Origin of the sequence: Selenomonas sp. (genome assembly GCF_052169755.1) — a bacterium.
Taxonomy (GTDB): domain Bacteria; phylum Bacillota; class Negativicutes; order Selenomonadales; family Selenomonadaceae; genus Selenomonas.
Window position 1 is genome coordinate 1 of sequence record NZ_JBQNBV010000031.1, and the last position, 17,482, is coordinate 17,482.

General features: G+C 55.6%; 15 protein-coding genes, 1 other RNA gene and 1 pseudogene. 7 read left to right on the plus strand and 10 right to left on the minus strand.

Annotated elements, in window-relative coordinates:
- Window positions 1–57 precede the first annotated feature (57 nt).
- Window positions 58–786, plus strand: coding sequence for a vWA domain-containing protein (locus ACTTKG_RS03790; RefSeq protein ID WP_442672926.1), 729 nt, complete (start codon window positions 58–60; stop codon window positions 784–786).
- Window positions 787–946: 160 nt separating this feature from the next.
- Here the strand turns inward: ACTTKG_RS03790 and ACTTKG_RS03795 are convergent.
- Window positions 947–1,108 (minus strand): annotated as a pseudogene (locus tag ACTTKG_RS03795) (Fic family protein); the annotation flags it as partial.
- Between the two features lie 37 nt (window positions 1,109–1,145).
- Window positions 1,146–2,015 (minus strand): DNA damage-inducible protein D, encoded by an 870-nt coding sequence (gene dinD / locus ACTTKG_RS03800; RefSeq protein WP_442672927.1) that lies wholly within the window; start codon window positions 2,013–2,015, stop codon window positions 1,146–1,148.
- Window positions 2,016–2,386: 371 nt separating this feature from the next.
- Here dinD and ACTTKG_RS03805 point away from each other — a divergent pair, with 371 nt between their 5' ends.
- Window positions 2,387–3,898, plus strand: coding sequence for a DUF438 domain-containing protein (locus ACTTKG_RS03805; RefSeq protein ID WP_442672928.1), 1,512 nt, complete (start codon window positions 2,387–2,389; stop codon window positions 3,896–3,898).
- Between the two features lie 71 nt (window positions 3,899–3,969).
- Here the strand turns inward: ACTTKG_RS03805 and ACTTKG_RS03810 are convergent, their stop codons facing one another.
- The 6 genes from ACTTKG_RS03810 to ACTTKG_RS03835 form a co-directional block, all read right to left on the minus strand.
- Entirely contained in the window at window positions 3,970–4,839 is an 870-nt protein-coding gene (locus ACTTKG_RS03810; protein ID WP_442672929.1) for a nucleotidyl transferase AbiEii/AbiGii toxin family protein, read from the minus strand.
- Window positions 4,836–5,423 (minus strand): type IV toxin-antitoxin system AbiEi family antitoxin domain-containing protein, encoded by a 588-nt coding sequence (locus tag ACTTKG_RS03815; protein ID WP_442672930.1) that lies wholly within the window; start codon window positions 5,421–5,423, stop codon window positions 4,836–4,838. The genes ACTTKG_RS03810 and ACTTKG_RS03815 overlap by 4 nt, the downstream gene beginning before the upstream one ends.
- 188 nt (window positions 5,424–5,611) lie before the next feature.
- Complete coding sequence (locus tag ACTTKG_RS03820; protein WP_442672931.1) at window positions 5,612–6,043, minus strand: flavodoxin; 432 nt, start codon at window positions 6,041–6,043, stop codon at window positions 5,612–5,614.
- A gap of 57 nt (window positions 6,044–6,100) precedes the next feature.
- On the minus strand, window positions 6,101–6,673 hold the full coding sequence (locus ACTTKG_RS03825) for a DUF3793 family protein (protein WP_442672940.1): 573 nt from the start codon (window positions 6,671–6,673) through the stop codon (window positions 6,101–6,103).
- A gap of 135 nt (window positions 6,674–6,808) precedes the next feature.
- Window positions 6,809–7,240 carry a flavodoxin gene (locus ACTTKG_RS03830; RefSeq protein ID WP_442672932.1) on the minus strand — a complete coding sequence of 144 codons (432 nt, stop codon included), beginning with the start codon at window positions 7,238–7,240 and terminating at the stop codon, window positions 6,809–6,811.
- Between the two features lie 119 nt (window positions 7,241–7,359).
- Window positions 7,360–8,433, minus strand: a complete 1,074-nt coding sequence (locus ACTTKG_RS03835; protein ID WP_442672933.1) for a glycosyltransferase family 9 protein — start codon at window positions 8,431–8,433, stop codon at window positions 7,360–7,362.
- A gap of 182 nt (window positions 8,434–8,615) precedes the next feature.
- On the opposite strand from ACTTKG_RS03835, the gene ACTTKG_RS03840 reads away from it, so the two are divergent.
- Both ACTTKG_RS03840 and ACTTKG_RS03845 read left to right on the plus strand, forming a co-directional pair.
- Window positions 8,616–11,876, plus strand: a complete 3,261-nt coding sequence (locus ACTTKG_RS03840; protein ID WP_442672934.1) for a DEAD/DEAH box helicase — start codon at window positions 8,616–8,618, stop codon at window positions 11,874–11,876.
- 72 nt (window positions 11,877–11,948) lie between these two features.
- A complete protein-coding gene (locus ACTTKG_RS03845) occupies window positions 11,949–13,109 on the plus strand; it encodes a DNA polymerase IV (protein WP_442672935.1) in 1,161 nt (386 codons plus the stop codon).
- Between the two features lie 100 nt (window positions 13,110–13,209).
- On the opposite strand, the gene ssrS is transcribed toward ACTTKG_RS03845, so the two are convergent.
- Window positions 13,210–13,388, minus strand: a non-coding RNA gene (gene ssrS / locus ACTTKG_RS03850) — 6S RNA.
- 227 nt (window positions 13,389–13,615) lie between these two features.
- Window positions 13,616–13,969: a PTS glucitol/sorbitol transporter subunit IIA gene (locus ACTTKG_RS03855; RefSeq protein WP_442672936.1), complete on the minus strand. Its 354-nt coding sequence runs from the start codon at window positions 13,967–13,969 to the stop codon at window positions 13,616–13,618.
- 217 nt (window positions 13,970–14,186) lie between these two features.
- Here ACTTKG_RS03855 and purB point away from each other — a divergent pair, with 217 nt between their 5' ends.
- From purB to ACTTKG_RS03870, 3 genes are all read left to right on the plus strand, one after another.
- Window positions 14,187–15,479, plus strand: a complete 1,293-nt coding sequence (gene purB, locus ACTTKG_RS03860) for an adenylosuccinate lyase (protein ID WP_442672937.1) — start codon at window positions 14,187–14,189, stop codon at window positions 15,477–15,479.
- Window positions 15,480–15,546: 67 nt separating this feature from the next.
- On the plus strand, window positions 15,547–16,833 hold the full coding sequence (locus ACTTKG_RS03865) for an adenylosuccinate synthase (RefSeq protein ID WP_442672938.1): 1,287 nt from the start codon (window positions 15,547–15,549) through the stop codon (window positions 16,831–16,833).
- A gap of 106 nt (window positions 16,834–16,939) precedes the next feature.
- Window positions 16,940–17,245, plus strand: a complete 306-nt coding sequence (locus ACTTKG_RS03870) for an AbrB/MazE/SpoVT family DNA-binding domain-containing protein (protein ID WP_442672939.1) — start codon at window positions 16,940–16,942, stop codon at window positions 17,243–17,245.
- Window positions 17,246–17,482: the final 237 nt, after the last annotated feature.

The following is a 17,482-nucleotide window of genomic DNA, read 5'->3' on the forward strand; positions in this document are numbered from 1 at the left end:
GGCGAAAAATTCGATATAATGATGAGAGGAGATTTTTCATCGAAGGAGGTTTTTCACATGGGGAAAAAGTGGATGCTCTCTCTTCTTGCGCTTGCGCTCTGTGCATTTTTCGTCGGCGCTGCGCCTGCGGAGGCGGCGAAGAAAACGAAGGAGAAGCCGGAGCGGGTGGAGCTCGTGCTTGTGCTCGACAAGAGCGGCTCGATGTCGGGGCTTGAGTCGGACACGATCGGCGGCTTCAATGCCATGATCGAGAAGGAGAGGAAGCTCGATGCGAAGGTCCATGTCACGACGGTGCTTTTCAGCGATGAAATGGATACGATCTACGATCGTGAGGATATCCGACGCATCAAGCCGCTGACGGATGAAGAATATGAGGTCGGCGGTACGACGGCGCTCCTCGACGCCGTAGGCTCGACGATCCTCAAGGTGTCGCGCACGCCGGGCATCGAGGAGAAGGGAACGAAGGTCGTATTCGTCATCATCACGGACGGCATGGAAAATGCCAGCGAAGAGTTCACGCAGGAGAAGGTCAAGGAGATGATATCCGACAAGCAGGAGAAGGCAGGCTGGGATTTCATCTATCTTGGCGCGAATATCGACGCAGCGAAGGAAGCGTCGAACATCGGCGTCAGTCAAAAGAACGCTGTGACTTACCGCAATACGGGATCGGGCGTTCGAAAGAATTTCGAAGCAGTCAGCGCCTACGTGGCAGAAGCCGTAGCCGCTTCAGATGCGGAGGAAGGCAGCTGGAAGGAGCATGTAGAAAAGGACGAGACGCGAGATTAAGCGTTTCGCTGGGATGAAAGCTGCATCGTACAAACCTCCGGCACTGGACGTTTGTACGATGCAGTTCATGCGAAACGATACGGTTCGAAGAAGACCTTTTTCTAATCGCTTGCTTTATGGGTGGGCATATCCTCTGGAATTGTCTGCTTTTTTGATTTTATGAAAATGCTTCTATGCGCTCGCGCATATCCATAGCGCGCGGGATGTAGCCGTCGACAAGAACGCTCTTCGTCTCTCCCTGCGTGAGCGTGTTCCCCTCAATCGCTGTGGAATGGTGCGCCATTCTTACCATGAGGTCACTGAGATAATCGGGTGAATACATCGCATGAGTTCCTTTCTGCCGCCTATGTGCGGTTTTTTTATTGCTCGTCTTTCGCTGTCAATCGCTTCTCTTGGGCGCGCGCAATCTGCCGGATGCTCTTGTCGGGCGTGGGCAGATGCTCGGGCATGGTGCCGCCAAGATCGGCGATGGTCTGCCGAACCTTTTTCCCTACGCCGTAATGCGTGGCGTTGGCGTTCTCTTTGCCCTGCACTTCATCGCGGCGCAGCTTCTCTTCGGTTTGCGTCGCGCGGAAGAGGTTCGCGGCGAGTTCGGTGCTCCCCATGTGGTCGAGGATTTGCTGGCTCTTCTTCAAGCCTTTCCTCTTGTGGATATCCTTCGCGCCCAAGCCGCCGTAAAGCCCTTTATACCCCGCGTTCTGAAATATGGCGTAATCCATGCGGCTTACCACTCCTGCGTCGCGGGCGGCAGCGGCAAGGGCTTTGTTGTGTTCGCGCATTTCATGACGGATGGCAAGCCGCTTCTGATCTTCGCTCAAGGAATCGTAATTCTCCACAAGTTCCTGTTGACGGGTCTTGACCGCGAAGTAGGTCTGTGCGAGAGCGACGGCACGCTTGCGCGGATCGCCGTTCATCGCGATGAGATAGCAGGCGTAGCGCGAAAGATGGAAGTCCTCGACTTCACGCGCTGCACCACTGCCAAGGATGACCATTTTACTGACCTCGGTAAAATGGTCTGAGACGGCATTATCACTGGATGCACAAGCTTTTTTCGCTTTCTCAATGAGCGGTGCGAAGTTTTGCCATTTCGTATATTCCAAGATTGGCATCAACTCGCGTGCCGTCCAATACTCAGTACCCTGCTCGTCGAGGTGCTTGATGTCCTCGAACAGGGCTTCACTGATTTTCTCAATGTCTGTCATGTGAATACTCCCTTTCTTCGCTGTCATGGCGTCTGCTCCTCTCGTCCTCTTTGATGATCCTGGTTATTTCTTTGTTTGTGCAGACAGAGGGCTGTTTGCGGACGATCACAATATCCCTCTCGTACCTTATGCGTAGCATATCAGTTGTCTCGCGTTTTTGCAATAAGATGTAGCATAAACATCGCTTGTCTGCCATTTGTCTATAAAGACACGGAAAACGGCTATGAGCGGCTAAAAAGGATTTTTCTTTGCGTACTGCAATATCCGCGAAGCTGGGCAGTACAAGGCTTCACGAAACTTTCATGCGAGATGGTAACAAATATGACAACATGGGGAAAAAATATCTGCTATAATGACTGCAATGAGAAATGAATTCAGCATGAACAGGAGCGATAGATATGAAAACGGAATTGGACTTGACAAAGACGGTAGCAGAGCTTGTAGAGGAGTTTCCGGAATTTCAGCAGGCGATGGCAGAGATCGGCTTTGCCGAGATCACGAATCCTATGGTGTTGAATGTCATGGGGCGTGTCATGACCGTGCCCAAGGGCGCTGCGGTCAAGGGGATGAAGCTCGAAGATGTCGTGCGGGAGCTTGAGGTGCGCGGCTTTACGATCAAGCAGGAAGAGACGTCGTCTTGCGGCTGCGGCGGCGCACATGAGGCGCATACCCACGCGCACGGCGAGGGCGGCTGTGCCTGTGCACATGCGGCTGCGGGCGCTGCGGCGGACGGTGAGACGACAGGACGCGCCGCCGCGCTCAAGGGCTTTTTGCAGCGTCTTTCGGAGGGGGAATCACTTGAGACGGTGCGCGCGGATTTTGTCAAGGGCTTCGCGAGCGTTTCCGCGGAGGAGATTTCCGCCGCCGAGCAGCAGCTCATCGAGGACGGCACGCCGATTCACGAGGTGCAGAAGCTTTGCGACGTTCATTCGGCGCTTTTTCATGGGCATATCGGTGGTGCGGCGCCTGCCTCAGAAGCCGCGCCGGACGTGCAGGCTTTGCCGGAAGGGCATCCGCTCGTGACGCTGAATCTTGAGAACAAGGGCTTGGCGGCGCTCCTCGAACGCTTGAAAAGCGCTTTGGAAAAAGGCGATGCGCCGTCGCTCGGCAGAGGTCTCGGCGAGCTTAATGCGATTTATTCGCACTACGGCAAGAAGGAGTCGCTGCTCATGACGCTCCTCTATCGCTACGGTGTGACGGGGCCTTCGGGCGTCATGTGGGGTGTGGACGATGAGATCAAGGCGGAGCTTCGCGCTCTTACGAAGTCGCTTGTCGACGGTATCGCGGGTGCAGAGGAGCGCTTTAGTGCGTTCTTCCAGCGCATCAGCGACATGATCTACAAGGAAGAGCAGATCCTTTTCCCGCTGACGCTGCGCTTCTTCTCGGAAAAAGATTGGCTTATGATCTACCGGGATATGCCGGAATTCGGCGTTGCGTTCCTCGACAAGGCTCCGACGTGGGCGGCGGGAGATGCCTACGTCGCCGAAGCTGAGGCGAAGGAGCGCGCGATGCTCGCCTCGGGCAGAGTGCGGCTCTCGACGGGTGAGGTCAGCTGCAAGCAGCTCGAAGCGATCTTGAACCTCTTGCCCGTAGATATCACTTACATCGACAAGGATGAGATGCTTCGCTTCTTCTCAAACCCCGGGCAGGTGTTCGCACGTCCGCGCCTCGCCTTGGACAGCAAGGTCTACAACTGCCATCCCGTGAACATCGTGCCGATCATCGAGCAGCTCGTCGCCGATTTCAAGGCGAAGAAGCGCGACCGCATGGAGATCTACCGCTACATCAAGGGCAAGCCCGTCGGCGTGCGTTACCTCGCTATCTACGATGAAAACGGCGAATACACGGGCGCGGTCGAACTGGTCGAAGATTTCTCCGAGGCATTGGAAAAATTTGCAGTAAAAAAATAACCCCCTGCACATACGAAAAGACTGCCGCACGCTTTTGGCGCACGGCAGTCTTTTTGTCCAAAAACATACGCTTAGTCACAGGCAGATAGATTTTCGGTAATCTGCTTGAAGAAATCTGCACACCAAAGATGCAGGACAGACGCGTCTTTGATAAAAGGCTCAACGTCCTCTCGCGCCTGCTTGAAATCAATCGTATCAAATCTTGCACACAACAGTTTCCGGATGGATGCAATATCACACAAAGCGTCCGGCTCGATGTATCTCGTCTGCAGCAAGCGTGCTTTCAAATGTTGAACATTCACAGGAACATTTCGTGACCGATAAAAGATATAGTCATACAGATCTCGTCCCTTTACTCGATGTTTCCATGCGCGGCACAACACGGCATGAATCTTTCCGGCGAGCAAAGATGGCATATCGTAGATCTGAATGCTATATGGAATCGGAAGCAGTCGGTATTTATGTTCGAACGTCGCATACGGGGGCGGATCTACATCCACTTCAAACTTAATTTTTAATGCTTCGTTTTTTGCGACAGATTTTTTGAAAGGATCTGCCTCGCAAAACGGCAGAAGATGCTCCCTTGTATTGCCTTTCAAAAATGCAGAGCGGATATGGCTCTGCGTGGTCTTTCTTCGTTCTTCTATGCGGAGATTCAATCCGAAGGCTCGTATCTCCTTTTCTAAGACAGGAAAATATTTTTCCAGTGAAAACGTAGGATGCGGAACCTTCAAGGAAAAATCCAGATCTTCCGAAAACCGTTCCAGTCCATGAAAAATACGCAGGGCTGTCCCGCCATAAAAAGCGGCGTCGCGGAAAAATTCCGCTCTTGATAAACCGCACAAAACAATTTCTTGTATAATCTCTTTCATCGCATTTTTCTGATCGTGGATATTTTTTATGACATAGGGACGCAGCATCTGTTCAATCGCAGTATTCATGATGACAGTCTCCTTAGAAATTTTGCAAGCCGTCTTGTGTTTGTCGAGCGATACAACGATGAAATATATTCAGCTTTTTTGGCATCCAGCAGTTGCATCTCCGTCGGCTCAATGCGCAGGAACTCAAAGAGCAGCGCGGCAAATTCTTTCATATTCGCTGCCGGCGGCAACGTATAAAGTTGATCGCAAAGCGCTTTTTCCGGGCACGCCATACGATAGAAATATTCACCTTCCTGCCGGAGTTCTATTCCATAAGGAAATGCCGCCGATGGAATGTCTTGGTAAAGAAACGTGCCATACGGCGTTATATATCTTTTTTTCTTCTTTTTTTCAAACGTAGCGCTCGTAATCGTATGCACAGCCTCGGGGATCATGCCAAACATCCCTAAAGCATACGAAAAAGAAATATACGATGGTCCGCAAATACTTCCGGCTAACAGGTATCCCGGCACATGCCGCTCGGTTTCATAAAGCCCCTTGATGATGGGAAAACATGCTCCTCTTTTTACCATCCGCGCAAGTTTCGTTTTCGGATTTGCATAAGATTTCAAGTCGTCCAGCAACATCTGTGTAGTTTTTATCATATTTCCACCTCTAAGTATCATTATATGATACTTAGAGGTGGAAATCAAATATATTGAGAAATAACCCCCTGCACATACGAAAAGACTGCCGCACGCTTTTGGCGCACGGCAGTCTTTTTTGCGCGAGCAAGGGGAAATCGTAGGAATCTTTTTGCGGCGTTTTGCCGCAGGTCGGTAGGGTATGTCTGTTAGAGCGCCTTGGCGACGGATTCGCCGAGCGCCTCGCAGGCCTTGACGCCGTCGTCGTCGGGTGCATTTTCGACGATCACGCCATCCGATACGAGCTTAGCGCCAGCCGCACGCGTGCGCTCCGCCCAAGCCTCCATCCAAGCGCCGGAACCCCAGCCATAGGAGCCGAAGAGACCGACGGGGACGCCCGAGAGTTTCTTTTCCGCTTCCGTGAAGAAAGGCTCGAACTCATCTTCTTCCAAGACTTCGTCGCCCATTGCGGGGCAGCCGAAGAGGAAGCCTTTGTAGTCTGCCATCTTGTCTGCGCCGAAATCACTGACCGTGAAGAGCTCCGCTTCCGCGCCGCCCTTTTTGGCGCCTTCGACAACGGCTTTCGCCATTTCTTCTGTATTGCCCGTACCGCTCCAATATACAACCGCTACTTTTCCCATTTGAAAGACCTCCTGATAAATATTTTTCCTGCAAAAGGCTGCCGCCCGGACGCTTCCTCAGACCGCTTCCAAAAGCTCCGCCATCGGCGTGCCGCGGCCAAGACGGGCGCAAAGGCGCTCCGTGCAGTCCGTATATCGCTGGAAGAGTGCGCGTGTCTCTTCCTCGTTTGCGTAGACTTTCCAGTAGCCCGCGCAAGCGAAATCACGCCCCTTGTTCTCGATGAAGCCCTCGACGTCTTCCGCCGGATAGCCGAGGAAGAGACCGACTTCATGCGGAAAACTCTTCTGGAGTTGGATGCGCATAGCCAGATACTCCAAATGCGACTCAAGCGCGTCGCCCGCACGGTAGCCAAAACGCGCCAACAGCGCCAGCACAGCAGGCTGCTCTAAGATGCGCTCCAAGAGCTTCCTGCGGTAGAAGAGCATGAGGACATACTCTTCGCCCTCCGTCAGGCGAACGGGTGTGATGCCTTTGCATTCGAAGCAAGGTGCATACGACTCCAGAAGCGCATCGAAATCATCGAAGCGGCTCTTCTGAAAAGAAACAAGGCTCGCGGGCTTGATTCCCGCGAATGTTGGCGCACAGTGGAAGCAGAGCATACGCTCAAAACCATCCTTACCCAAAATCATCACCTCCAGCAACATGCCTATAGCATAGCATATATGGTAATGATTTTCAATATGATAAGGGAAAGTTTTTCCGGAGAAAGGGTGCGTTCGCGGACGCCGCGCAAAATCGGATGCTTTAGGAAGCGCCGATAAAAGTCAGAGCGATTTTGCCAGCGTCTCGCCAAGCTCTTCGCAGGCTTTGCGCCCGTCGGCATCGGGTGCATTTTCGACGGCGAGCCCGTCGGAAACGAGCTTGGCTCCCGCTGTGCGCACACGCTCCGCCCACGTCTCCATGAAAGCGCCGCCGCCCCAGCCGTAGGAGCCGAAAAGACCAAGCGGCACGCCCGAAAGTTTTGCCTCAGCTTCGACGAAGAACGGTTCGACGTAGTCTTCCTGCAGCTCTTCCGATCCGGTCGCGGGGCAGCCGAAGAGGAAGCCGTCGTAGCCTGCCATGTCATCGACTTTGAAATCTTCGAAGCGCGTGAGCGTCACATCAGCGCCGCCCTTTTTGGCTCCTTCAGCGACGGCTTTCGCCATTTCTTCGGTATTGCCGCTGCCGCTCCAATAAACTACAGCCACTTTTTTCATACATATAACCTCCTGAACCATCTTCTGTGGAAGATATAACAGATAACTTTTCTCATAAAGAATATAGCATCTTTTGATATTGCCGTCAATCATTCCGAAAGGTTCCTGTCCGCCAATTTTCAAGAAGTTCTTTCTATAGGCAACATTTCACGCAGCTTCTTTGCCACCGCGTCGGTTTCGATCGCCCGCATACATTCATTTGAACCGTGCGGACAGCGCGTCTTGCAGCATGGAGCGCACGGATACGGCGTTTCGATGAAGAAGTTTCGCCCGTGCAGGGGACCGTAGATCGTCGGCCGCGTCGGCCCCCAGAGGCTCAGTGTCGCAAGTCCGACGGCGGCGGCGATGTGCAGGGGACCGGTGTCGGGGCATAGGAGCAGCGTCGCTTTTTGCATAAGCGCCGCCGTCTCCAACAGGCTTGTCTCTCCTGCGATGGAGACGGCTGTGCCGCGCCATGCCTTTTGAAGCGCCGCCGTCGCTTCCTCTATGATGCGGCGATCGGCTGTGCTGCCGAGGAATACGATCTGCACCGTTTCGGGGAGCGCAGCGAGTGCGGCGACGAAGCGCTCGGGCGGCCATGCCTTGCTTTGCCATGTCGTGCAGAGGCTCACGAGCAGGATGGGACGGGAGAGCAAGATGCCGCGCGCGGCGAAAAATTGTGCGGCGAAGCCGGCGAGTGCGGCGGGCAGACGGAGCGTGATGCGCGTATCGGTGTGCTCGACGCCGAGCGGCGCGAGCGCGGCGAGGTAGCGGCGCACCTTATGCGGTTCCGTCATCTGCGGCGCTTTTTCGGTCATGAAGAAACCGCCGCCCTCATGACGTTCGCGCACGCCGATGCGCCGCTTTGCGCCCGAGATACGCGCGAGGATGCCCGTCAGGAGAAGCCCCTGCACGTCGAGTACGATGTCGAAGCGGCGCGGAGCAAGGAGCGCGTGCGCCTCGCGCAAGAGGCGAAAGGCTTCTATGAGGCGTCCATGCGCGACGGCACGGTCAAAGGGACGCCTGTCCCAGACGATCCGTTCGTCGATGGCTGAACACGCGGCGAGCAGCTCATCGGCGGGCGGGCTGATGAGCCACGCGATGTGCGCTTTCGGCAGCGCCCGGCGCAGCGACGCAGCGACGGGCATCGCGTGAAGGACGTCGCCGATGGCGCTCAAGCGGATGATGAGGATGCGCGCGCGCGAAAGTTCCATGCCGCCCTCCTGTCTTAGCTGCATTTACGTTACGGGGAAATTCTGCTACAATACAATGGACGAATCGCTGATAAAATGTGTGCTGAAGCCGCTTGCAAGCGGCATTCTTCTGTCGCTTCCATACGTTGTTTGCATTCCCTATATTAACACAGGCGCGTGCTGCGCGCAAAGGAGAGATCGTCTTGCTCAAGGACTCCACCATACACGCGCTGACCAACGATATGGCGTACCGCAAGGGCTGCCGCTACTTCAAGGACGGACGTGTCACAAAGCTGCTGCGCCGTCCCGGCACGTCCATCTATGTCGCTTCCGTCGTCGGCTCGGAGGAATATGAGGTGCGTGCGCGTCTCGATAAGTCGGGGGAATCCGTTGAGGCTTACGACTGTACCTGTCCTGCCGCCGCACTCTACACGGGCGCCTGTAAACATGTCGTCGCGCTCTTGAAGGAGATTCAGACGAAGCAGGGCGAAATCGGCAGCGATTTGAGCCGCGATATGCCCACAGGACGGCTCTTCGAATGTTTCGCGCGCGCCCAAAGGCGTTCGCATCTGCAAGAGCAGAAGAATCTGCCGCCGGCGGCTCTTCGGGAAGCGCCGCTCTTTTTGGAGCCGCGCTTCTTCTTCGAGCGCCATTACGGACGCGCGACGTGCTGGCTGGAGTTTCGCATCGGACGTGAGCGGCTCTACATCGTGCGCAGCGTGCAGGAGCTGCTGCGCTCCTTCCTCGCGGGACGCAGTATCGAATTTGGCAAGAAGCTGACGGTTGATCCGCAGACGGCGGTCTTTGCTCCGGGCGTCTCGACAGAACTCTGGCGATTTCTTCTGAATATCTGGAAGGACGAAGAAAGCAGTCTCGTCTACAGCGAGCATTTCCGCTCCTTCGGCGCAGGCGCAGGAAGGCTCTTCGACGGCAAATCCTTGAAGCTCACGCCGAGCACGCTCACGCGCTTTTTCGCGCTCATGAAGGATACGCCCTTCATCGCCACGGTCGGCATGAAGGTCGAGCGCACTGTCCATGTACAAGAGGGCGCACCCGCCATCTCTTTGGATTTCATGGAGCGCGGCGGCAGCGGTCGGCTCATGCTCTTGACAGACGATCTTTACCGACTTGACGAAGATGCGCGTTTTCTGCTCGCAAACGATACGATATACCATGCGCCGTCTGCCTTTTCCGCCGCTTTGCACCCCTTGCTCGAAGCCTTCGGCGCTTCGCGCTCGCTCACCGTCGCCGAAAAGGACGTTCCTGCCTTCTTCGGCACGATTCTGCCTGCGTTGGAAAAGATCGCCGATGTGCATATCGCGCCCGCTTTAGCCAAACGCTACGAAATCATGCCGCTCACGGCGTCCATATACCTCGACTACTACAAAGACGGCATCGCAGCGCGTCCCGAGTTTCGTTACGACGAAGTGCGGTTCAATCCGCTCGTGGGCGCCGCGCCGCAGGAAGCGCCGAGCGGACGTCGGCTCATCCGCAGCACGGCGGAAGAGAACGCCATCTATGCGCTCTTCGACGCTTACGACTTCTTCCCCGAAGACGGACGCTTCGTGCAGAGTGACGAAGAAAAGAGCTTCCTCTTCCTCGATGAGGCGCTGCCGGAACTTTCCAAGATCGCCGACGTCTACTATGCCGACGCTTTCCACGAAAAGCCCGTGCGCCGTATGCCGCCCGTGACCATCGGCGTTTCCGTCAACGACGAAAACCTCCTGGACGTGACCTTCGATGCGGCGCAGCTCGACTTCACCGAATTGATCGGCGTCCTGCGCGCCTATCGCGAGAAGCGGATCTACCACAGGCTCAAGGACGGCTCCTTCGTGACGCTCGGCGACCAACAGCTCGCAGGACTTGCGGACTTCATCGAGAGCATCGGCGTCAAAAAGGCGACGGACGCCAAAAACATCGAACTGCCGCTTCGCCAGGCGCTCTATCTCGACGCGCTCGCCAAAGAGGAAAAAGGCATTCGCCTTGAGCGGAGCAAGCGCTTCAAGAGCATCGTGCGCGACGTCAAGAATCCTGTCGATGCCGATATCGAACCGCCTGAGACACTCAAAGGCGTGCTGCGCGACTATCAGCAGACAGGCTTCTCGTGGCTCTCGACGCTCGCCGCCTATCATCTGGGCGGCATCTTAGCCGACGACATGGGGCTTGGCAAGACCTTGCAGGTCATCGCCTTTTTGCTCGCGCACCGCGAGGATGAAAAGCCGCCTGCACTCGTCGTCGCGCCGACGTCGCTTCTATACAACTGGCTCGAAGAGATCGAAAAGTTCGCTCCCGCCCTCAAAGCGTCCATCGTCGCAGGCACAAAGAGCGAAAGAGAAGCCGCGCTTTGCCCGGCGCTCAAGGACGCCGACGTCATCATCACGACGTACCACATGCTGCGCCGCGACATTGAACTGTACGAAAAGGAGCGCTTCAGCCATATCTTCCTCGACGAAGCGCAGCAGATCAAGAACCCCGCGACACAGGCGGCAAAAGCGGTAAAAAGGCTCAAAGCCGACGCCGCCTTTGCCCTGACGGGCACGCCCATCGAAAACAGCCTGACGGAGCTTTGGTCGATTTTCGACTTCCTCATGCCCGGCTATCTAAGAAGCCGCAAGCACTTTCAGTCGCAGTTCGAAACGCCCATCGTACGCGCCAAAGATCCGCACGCGAGCGCCGACCTCCTGCGCTACATCTCGCCATTCATCCTGCGCCGTCTAAAGAAAGACGTGCTCGAAGAACTGCCCGACAAGGTCGAGCGCAAAATGACGAACGAGATGACCGACGAGCAGAGAAAAGTCTACAAGGCATGGTTCGTGCAGGCGAAAAAAGAGTTCGCCGCTGAACTCAAGGCGCACGGCTTCGGCGAAATGCGCATCAAGATCCTCGCCATCCTCACGCGCCTTCGCCAAATCGCCTGCGACCCCGCGCTCTTCCTCGAAAACTATGACGGCGGTTCAGGCAAGCTCGATATGCTCGAAGAAGTCGTCTCCGACGCCGTCGCCGCCGGACATCGCATCCTCGTCTTCTCGCAGTTCACGACCATGCTCGCCCGCATCGCCGAGCGTCTTGACGCGATGAATCTCGGCTATGCCTACCTCGACGGCTCGACGCCCGCCTTAGAGCGCGTGCGCCTCGTGCGCGACTTCAACGCGGGCGCAGAGCCGATCTTCCTCATCTCGCTCAAGGCGGGCGGCACGGGGCTGAACCTCACGGGAGCCGATATGGTCATCCACTACGACCCGTGGTGGAATCCCGCCGTCGAAGATCAGGCGACCGACCGCGCTTACCGCATCGGACAGAAGAATAACGTGCAGGTGCTGAAATTCATCACGAAAGACACGATCGAAGAAAAGATCTACGAACTGCAGGAAAAGAAAAAAGCTCTGATCGACCAGATGATTCAGCCCGGCGAAAACTTCCTCACGAAACTCTCTGAAGAGGAGATCACCGCACTTTTCCAGTGAAAATCCCTGCCGCCTGCAAAATCAGAGCAAGCCGAAACATGACAGCACATTTTTCCATGAGGAGGCAAGAACATGCAGCGCACGATCATTCACGTCGATATGGACGCCTTCTTCGCCGCCATCGAGCAGCGTGAGCATCCGGAATACCGAGGAAAGCCCGTCATCGTCGGCGGGCTTTCCTCGCGCGGCGTCGTCTCGACCGCCTCCTACGAAGCGCGGCAAAGCGGCGTACACTCGGCGATGCCTATGGAAACGGCACGTCGCCGCTGCCCCGACGGCATCTTTGTCCAAGGCAGCTATGCGCTCTATGCAGCCGTCTCCGCCGAGATCTTCGCCATCTTTCGCCGCTACTCACCGCTCGTCGAGCCGCTCTCCATCGACGAAGCCTTCTTAGACGTCACAGGCATGGAGCTTCTTACCCCATCGCCGCGCGACTACGCCGAAAAGCTCAAGGCGGAAATCCTGCAAAAGACCGCCCTCGTTGCATCCGTCGGCATCGCGCCGAACAAGTTTCTCGCCAAACTCGCCAGCGACCTCGAAAAGCCCGACGGTCTCGTCGAGATCCGCGCCGAAGAAGCCGCCGCGCTTCTCGCGCCGCTCTCCGTGCGCCGTCTCTGGGGCGTCGGCAAACGCACGGAAGAAAAGCTCGCCGCTCTCGGACTAAAGACGATCGGCGATATGCAGCGCGCGGACGAAAAGCGGCTTGCACGCGCCGTCGGCATACGCGCGGCGCACGCCTTGAAGGCGCTTTCCTTCGGACGCGACGATAGAAGCGTCGAGCCGGATCGCGAAGCGAAATCCATCGGCAAAGAAGTCACCTTCGAGCGCGACCTCGAAAGCCCCGAAGAAGCCGAGCGTGCGCTTCTCGCGCTTGCCGAGAAGGTCGGCTGGCGGCTGCGCCTTGCAGGCGTCAGTGCGCGCACGATACAGCTCAAGCTGCGTCGCGCCGACTTCACCACCTTCACGCGCAGCCGCACGCTCTTTGAAGCGACCGCCCACGACGAGCCGATCTTCCAAACGGTGCGCGACCTCTTCCGTGAACTCGGCGTCAAGAGCGGCATCCGCCTTCTCGGCGTCACAGGGGAAAACTTCGAACCAAGCGCCATGCCGTCCCTCTTTCGCGACGAAAAAAAAGAGCGCCTTTACGGCGCGATCGATGCACTAAAAAAACGCTTCGGTGAAAACATCATCACCAAAGCGCCGCTCGTCGGCAAGAAGCCGGAAAAAGAGTAGAGCCTGTAAAGCATCCGACCGGAAAAAGCTGCTTTACAGACCCCACACAAGGCGAAAAGAAACCACCAGCCATCACTCTTCTAGCGATCCCTTTTCAAAGCAGATGTCCAAAATGTCGTCCGCTTTATATGTCTAAAACCTGCGACTCGCAGGTGGGCATCTTGAGCCTTGCTTCTGCTATTCGCTCAAAGGCGATCCAGCATCTACAAGCCTATCCTGATTCCCTTAGAAAACTGTAGGTTAGACATAATGAAAAGCTCGCGTGCACCTCAGGCAACTTCTGCTTTGAACATATCATAGCATAACCTTTTTTCCTGCGCAAGACTTGACAAAGGAAAAAAGGTTCATTTTGTGTTTCGCACATGATCGATCATGCGTCGAATGGAAGGCTTTGCATGAACGAAAGCATACTGCGTGTAACGATAAATCTTCTTAGAGTGAAAGAAAGGGGAGCCTTGCCGCAATAACAAGGCTCCCCTTTCTTTATCTTCACGGATGTATATTGCTCACTCAAACGTGATCTTGTCGCCGACATTGAGCCGCGGCGGCAGACCGCCCTTGACGATGATCTGCCCGGGCATGGAGCCTTCGGCATTGATGACGACCGTGCAGTGCCCTTCCTTGCGCAGATTCTCGTTCGCCGCTTCACCGACAGAAACGACCTTAAACTTCCGCCTCGCACCCATCGTCAGCGTATCGCCCGCTTGAACGTCCTCTTTCAGATCCCCCGGCGTATGCTCGACGACCATTTCCGTGAGATTTGGGCGCACACCCTCATCGAGCAGAATGATGCTTGAGCTGTTCTCCAAAAAGTTCGGCGCAAGGCTGCCGATATTCGTGATCGTAACATCGTATTTCATGTTTGCAGTCTCCTTCTTCCAGCAACACGGTGACTCACTGTATTTCCAGTATATCACAAAACGTCTCGAATGACTAGGAAAAGCGCGGGCGCTGCACAAAGAAGCGCCGCCCGAAAGGCGTGATTGACAGCCGAGCGATTAAAATGATATGATAACGGAGTGAAATCAGCGTGTAGAGAAGGCTTGACACGCTCCGATGACAGGAGGAACCGCATCTATGATAGAACGCTATACGAATCCTGAGATGGGCAATATCTGGACGCTGCAGCATGAGTTCGAGACTATGCTTGAAGTCGAGATCGCGGCTTGCGAGGCTATGGCAGAACTCGGGGAGATCCCCAAGGAAGCTGCGGCGAATATTCGCGCCAAAGCGCAGTTCGACCTGCCGCGCGTCAAGGAGATTGAAAAAGTCACGAATCATGACATCATCGCGTTTTTGACGAACGTCGCCGAATACGTCGGCGAGGACTCGAAGTACATTCATAAAGGACTGACGTCGAGCGACGTCAAGGATACGGCGCTTGGCATCATGATGAAGAAGTCTGCCGATATCATCTTGGGCGACCTCAAAAAGCTCCTCGAAGTATTGCGCCGCCGCGCCGTCGAATTCAAGCATACGCCGTGCATCGGCAGGACGCACGGCATCCATGCAGAGCCGATGACCTTCGGCTTGAAGCTGCTTCTTTGGAGCGCCGAGGTCGAGCGCGACATCGAGCGCGTCGAGCACGCGAAGAAGATCGTCGCCGTCGGCAAGCTCTCGGGCGCTGTCGGCACCTATTCGAACGTCGACCCGCGCATCGAAGAGCTGACCTGCAAGAAGCTCGGCATCACGCCGGTGCGCCTTGCGACGCAGGTCATCCAGCGCGACCGCCATGCCGAATACATGACGACGCTCGCCATCGTCGCAAGCTCGCTCGAAAAGTTTGCGACGGAAATCCGCAACCTGCAGCGCACGGACATCCGCGAGGCAGAAGAATACTTCGCACCCGGGCAAAAAGGCTCGTCGGCGATGCCGCATAAGAGGAATCCCATCACCTGCGAACGCATCTCCGGCATGGCGCGTCTCGTGCGCGGCAACGCGATCGCGGCGATGGAGGACGTCACGCTTTGGCACGAGCGCGATATCTCGCATTCGTCCGTCGAGCGCGTCATCCTGCCTGACAGCACGATCAACGTCGATTACTGCACGAAGAAGTTCACGAACATCATCGACAAGCTGCTCGTCTATCCCGAAGCTATGCTTGCCGACATCGAAAGAACGGGCGGTCTCATCTACAGCCAGCGGCTCATGCTTGCCATCGTCGATAAGGGCGTTCTGCGGGAAGACGCCTACAAGTGGGTGCAGCGAAACGCCATGAAGCGTTGGATGCAGGGCGAAGATTTTCGCACGAACGTCGAAAAAGACGAGGACATCTTGCAGTATCTGACGAAGGAAGAGATCGACGCCTGCTTCGATTACCAATACTTCCTTCGCCATGTCGATCAAATTTTCGAGCGCTTCGGCTTGTAAAAACCGAAAGCCGTAAGATCCTGCCGCTCTTTTCGAGAATCGCAGAAGGATAAAAAGGAGAATCACTATGCCAGCAGTAGTAGTCACAGGTACGCAGTGGGGCGATGAGGGCAAGGGCAAGATCGTCGATTATCTCGCCGAAAAAGCCGACGCTGTTGTGCGCTATCAAGGCGGCAGCAATGCCGGACATACCGTCACCGTCAACGGTGAAGAGTTTAAGCTGCGCCTTTTGCCCTCGGGCATCTTGTATCACGACAAGACGAATATCGTCGGCAACGGCGTCGTCTTTGATCCCGAAGTTGCGCTCGAAGAAATGAACGCCATGCAAAAGCGCGGTGTCGATACATCAGGCATCCGCATCTCGAACCGCGCCCATGTCGTCCTGCCGTATCACCGCATCATGGACGGACTCGCCGAAGAAGCGCGCGGCGAGAGCAAGATCGGCACGACGAAGCGCGGCATCGGCCCTTGCTATATGGACAAGATGAACCGCATCGGCATCCGCGTATGCGACCTCGTCGAGCCGGAAGAATTCAAGAAGAGACTTAGGGAAAACCTCGCGGTCAAGAACAACGAGCTGGAAAAACTCTACGGTCATGCACCGCTCTCCTACAAACATATTCTCGAAGAATACGAAGCATACGCAGCGCTCTTGAAGCCCTATGTCTGCGATACCATCGCTCTTTTGAACGAAGAACTGGACGCAGGCAAAAAGGTGCTGTTCGAAGGTGCGCAGGCGACGATGCTCGACATCGACTATGGCACATATCCCTACGTCACCGCCTCGCACCCCGTATCGGGCGGCGTCGGCGTCGGCGCGGGCGTCGCACCCAAGCGCATCGATAAGGTCGTCGGCGTAGTCAAAGCATACTGCACGCGCGTCGGCGAAGGGCCGTTCCCGACCGAGCAGCTCAATGCCATCGGCGATAAGATCCGTGAAGCCGGTCACGAATTCGGTACCGTCACGGGCAGACCGCGCCGCACGGGCTGGCTTGACGCCTGTGTCGTGCGCTATGCGGGACAGATCTCCGGTCTTGATTATATGGCGATCACGCGCCTCGACATCCTCGACGGCTTCGACGAGATCAAGATGTGCACGGGCTATAAACTCGACGGCAAGCCGCTGAACGAAGTCCCCGCAAGCCTCAACGTCCTCGCGCGGGTCGAGCCTGTCTACGAGACCTTCGAAGGCTGGAAGGAAGATATATCCGGCTGCCGCGACTATGAAAAGCTGCCCGAAAAGGCAAGGAAATACCTCGAACGTCTCGCCGCCGTCACAGGCGTAGCCATCGGCATCGTCTCCGTAGGTCCGAACCGCGATCAGACGATTGTATGTGCTGACGATATTTTCTGATACAAAGAAGGCTGCGCCTGCATCAGATCTGATGCAGGCGCAGTTTTTTTATTTTTTGGGGTATAGTATAATATAGCATAGATCCGTATATGAGGAGGGCATTGAAATGGAATTGGCGACGATTAACACGAAGGGACAAATAACGCTCCCTCTGTCTGTGCGCAGACAACTCAAGCTAAGCAGCGGCGACCGCGTTGCTTTCGTGCGCGATGGCGAAAAACTTATTATCACGAGCGACCCCGTGTCGGCGCTCAAAGAAGTGCAGGCGTCTTTTCGAGGAGCCGCGGAAGAAGCAGGGCTTTACAGCGAAGATGATGTAGTTCGCATGGTGAAGGAAATCCGGGCAGAAAGGCAGGATGATCCAGCGTGCGAGATCCTAAAGGAAGCATGGATAAACGCCGCGCTTCCCTAAGAATGGCTTGCGTGTGAGAACCATATAGGCAGAAATGAAAAGGGGCTGTTGCATGAGTCAAATTCGACGTATGCACAGCTCCTCTTTTTATGGATCGTGACGCAATAAACCACCCGCTATGCGGGTGGAAGACAAAAGATTATACCCACAACGCATACACTACGCACAGACGATTTGACCTAGCGGGGGCTATGTCGTATAATAGACATAGAAAAGGTGCTACCGGTAGACGGTCAG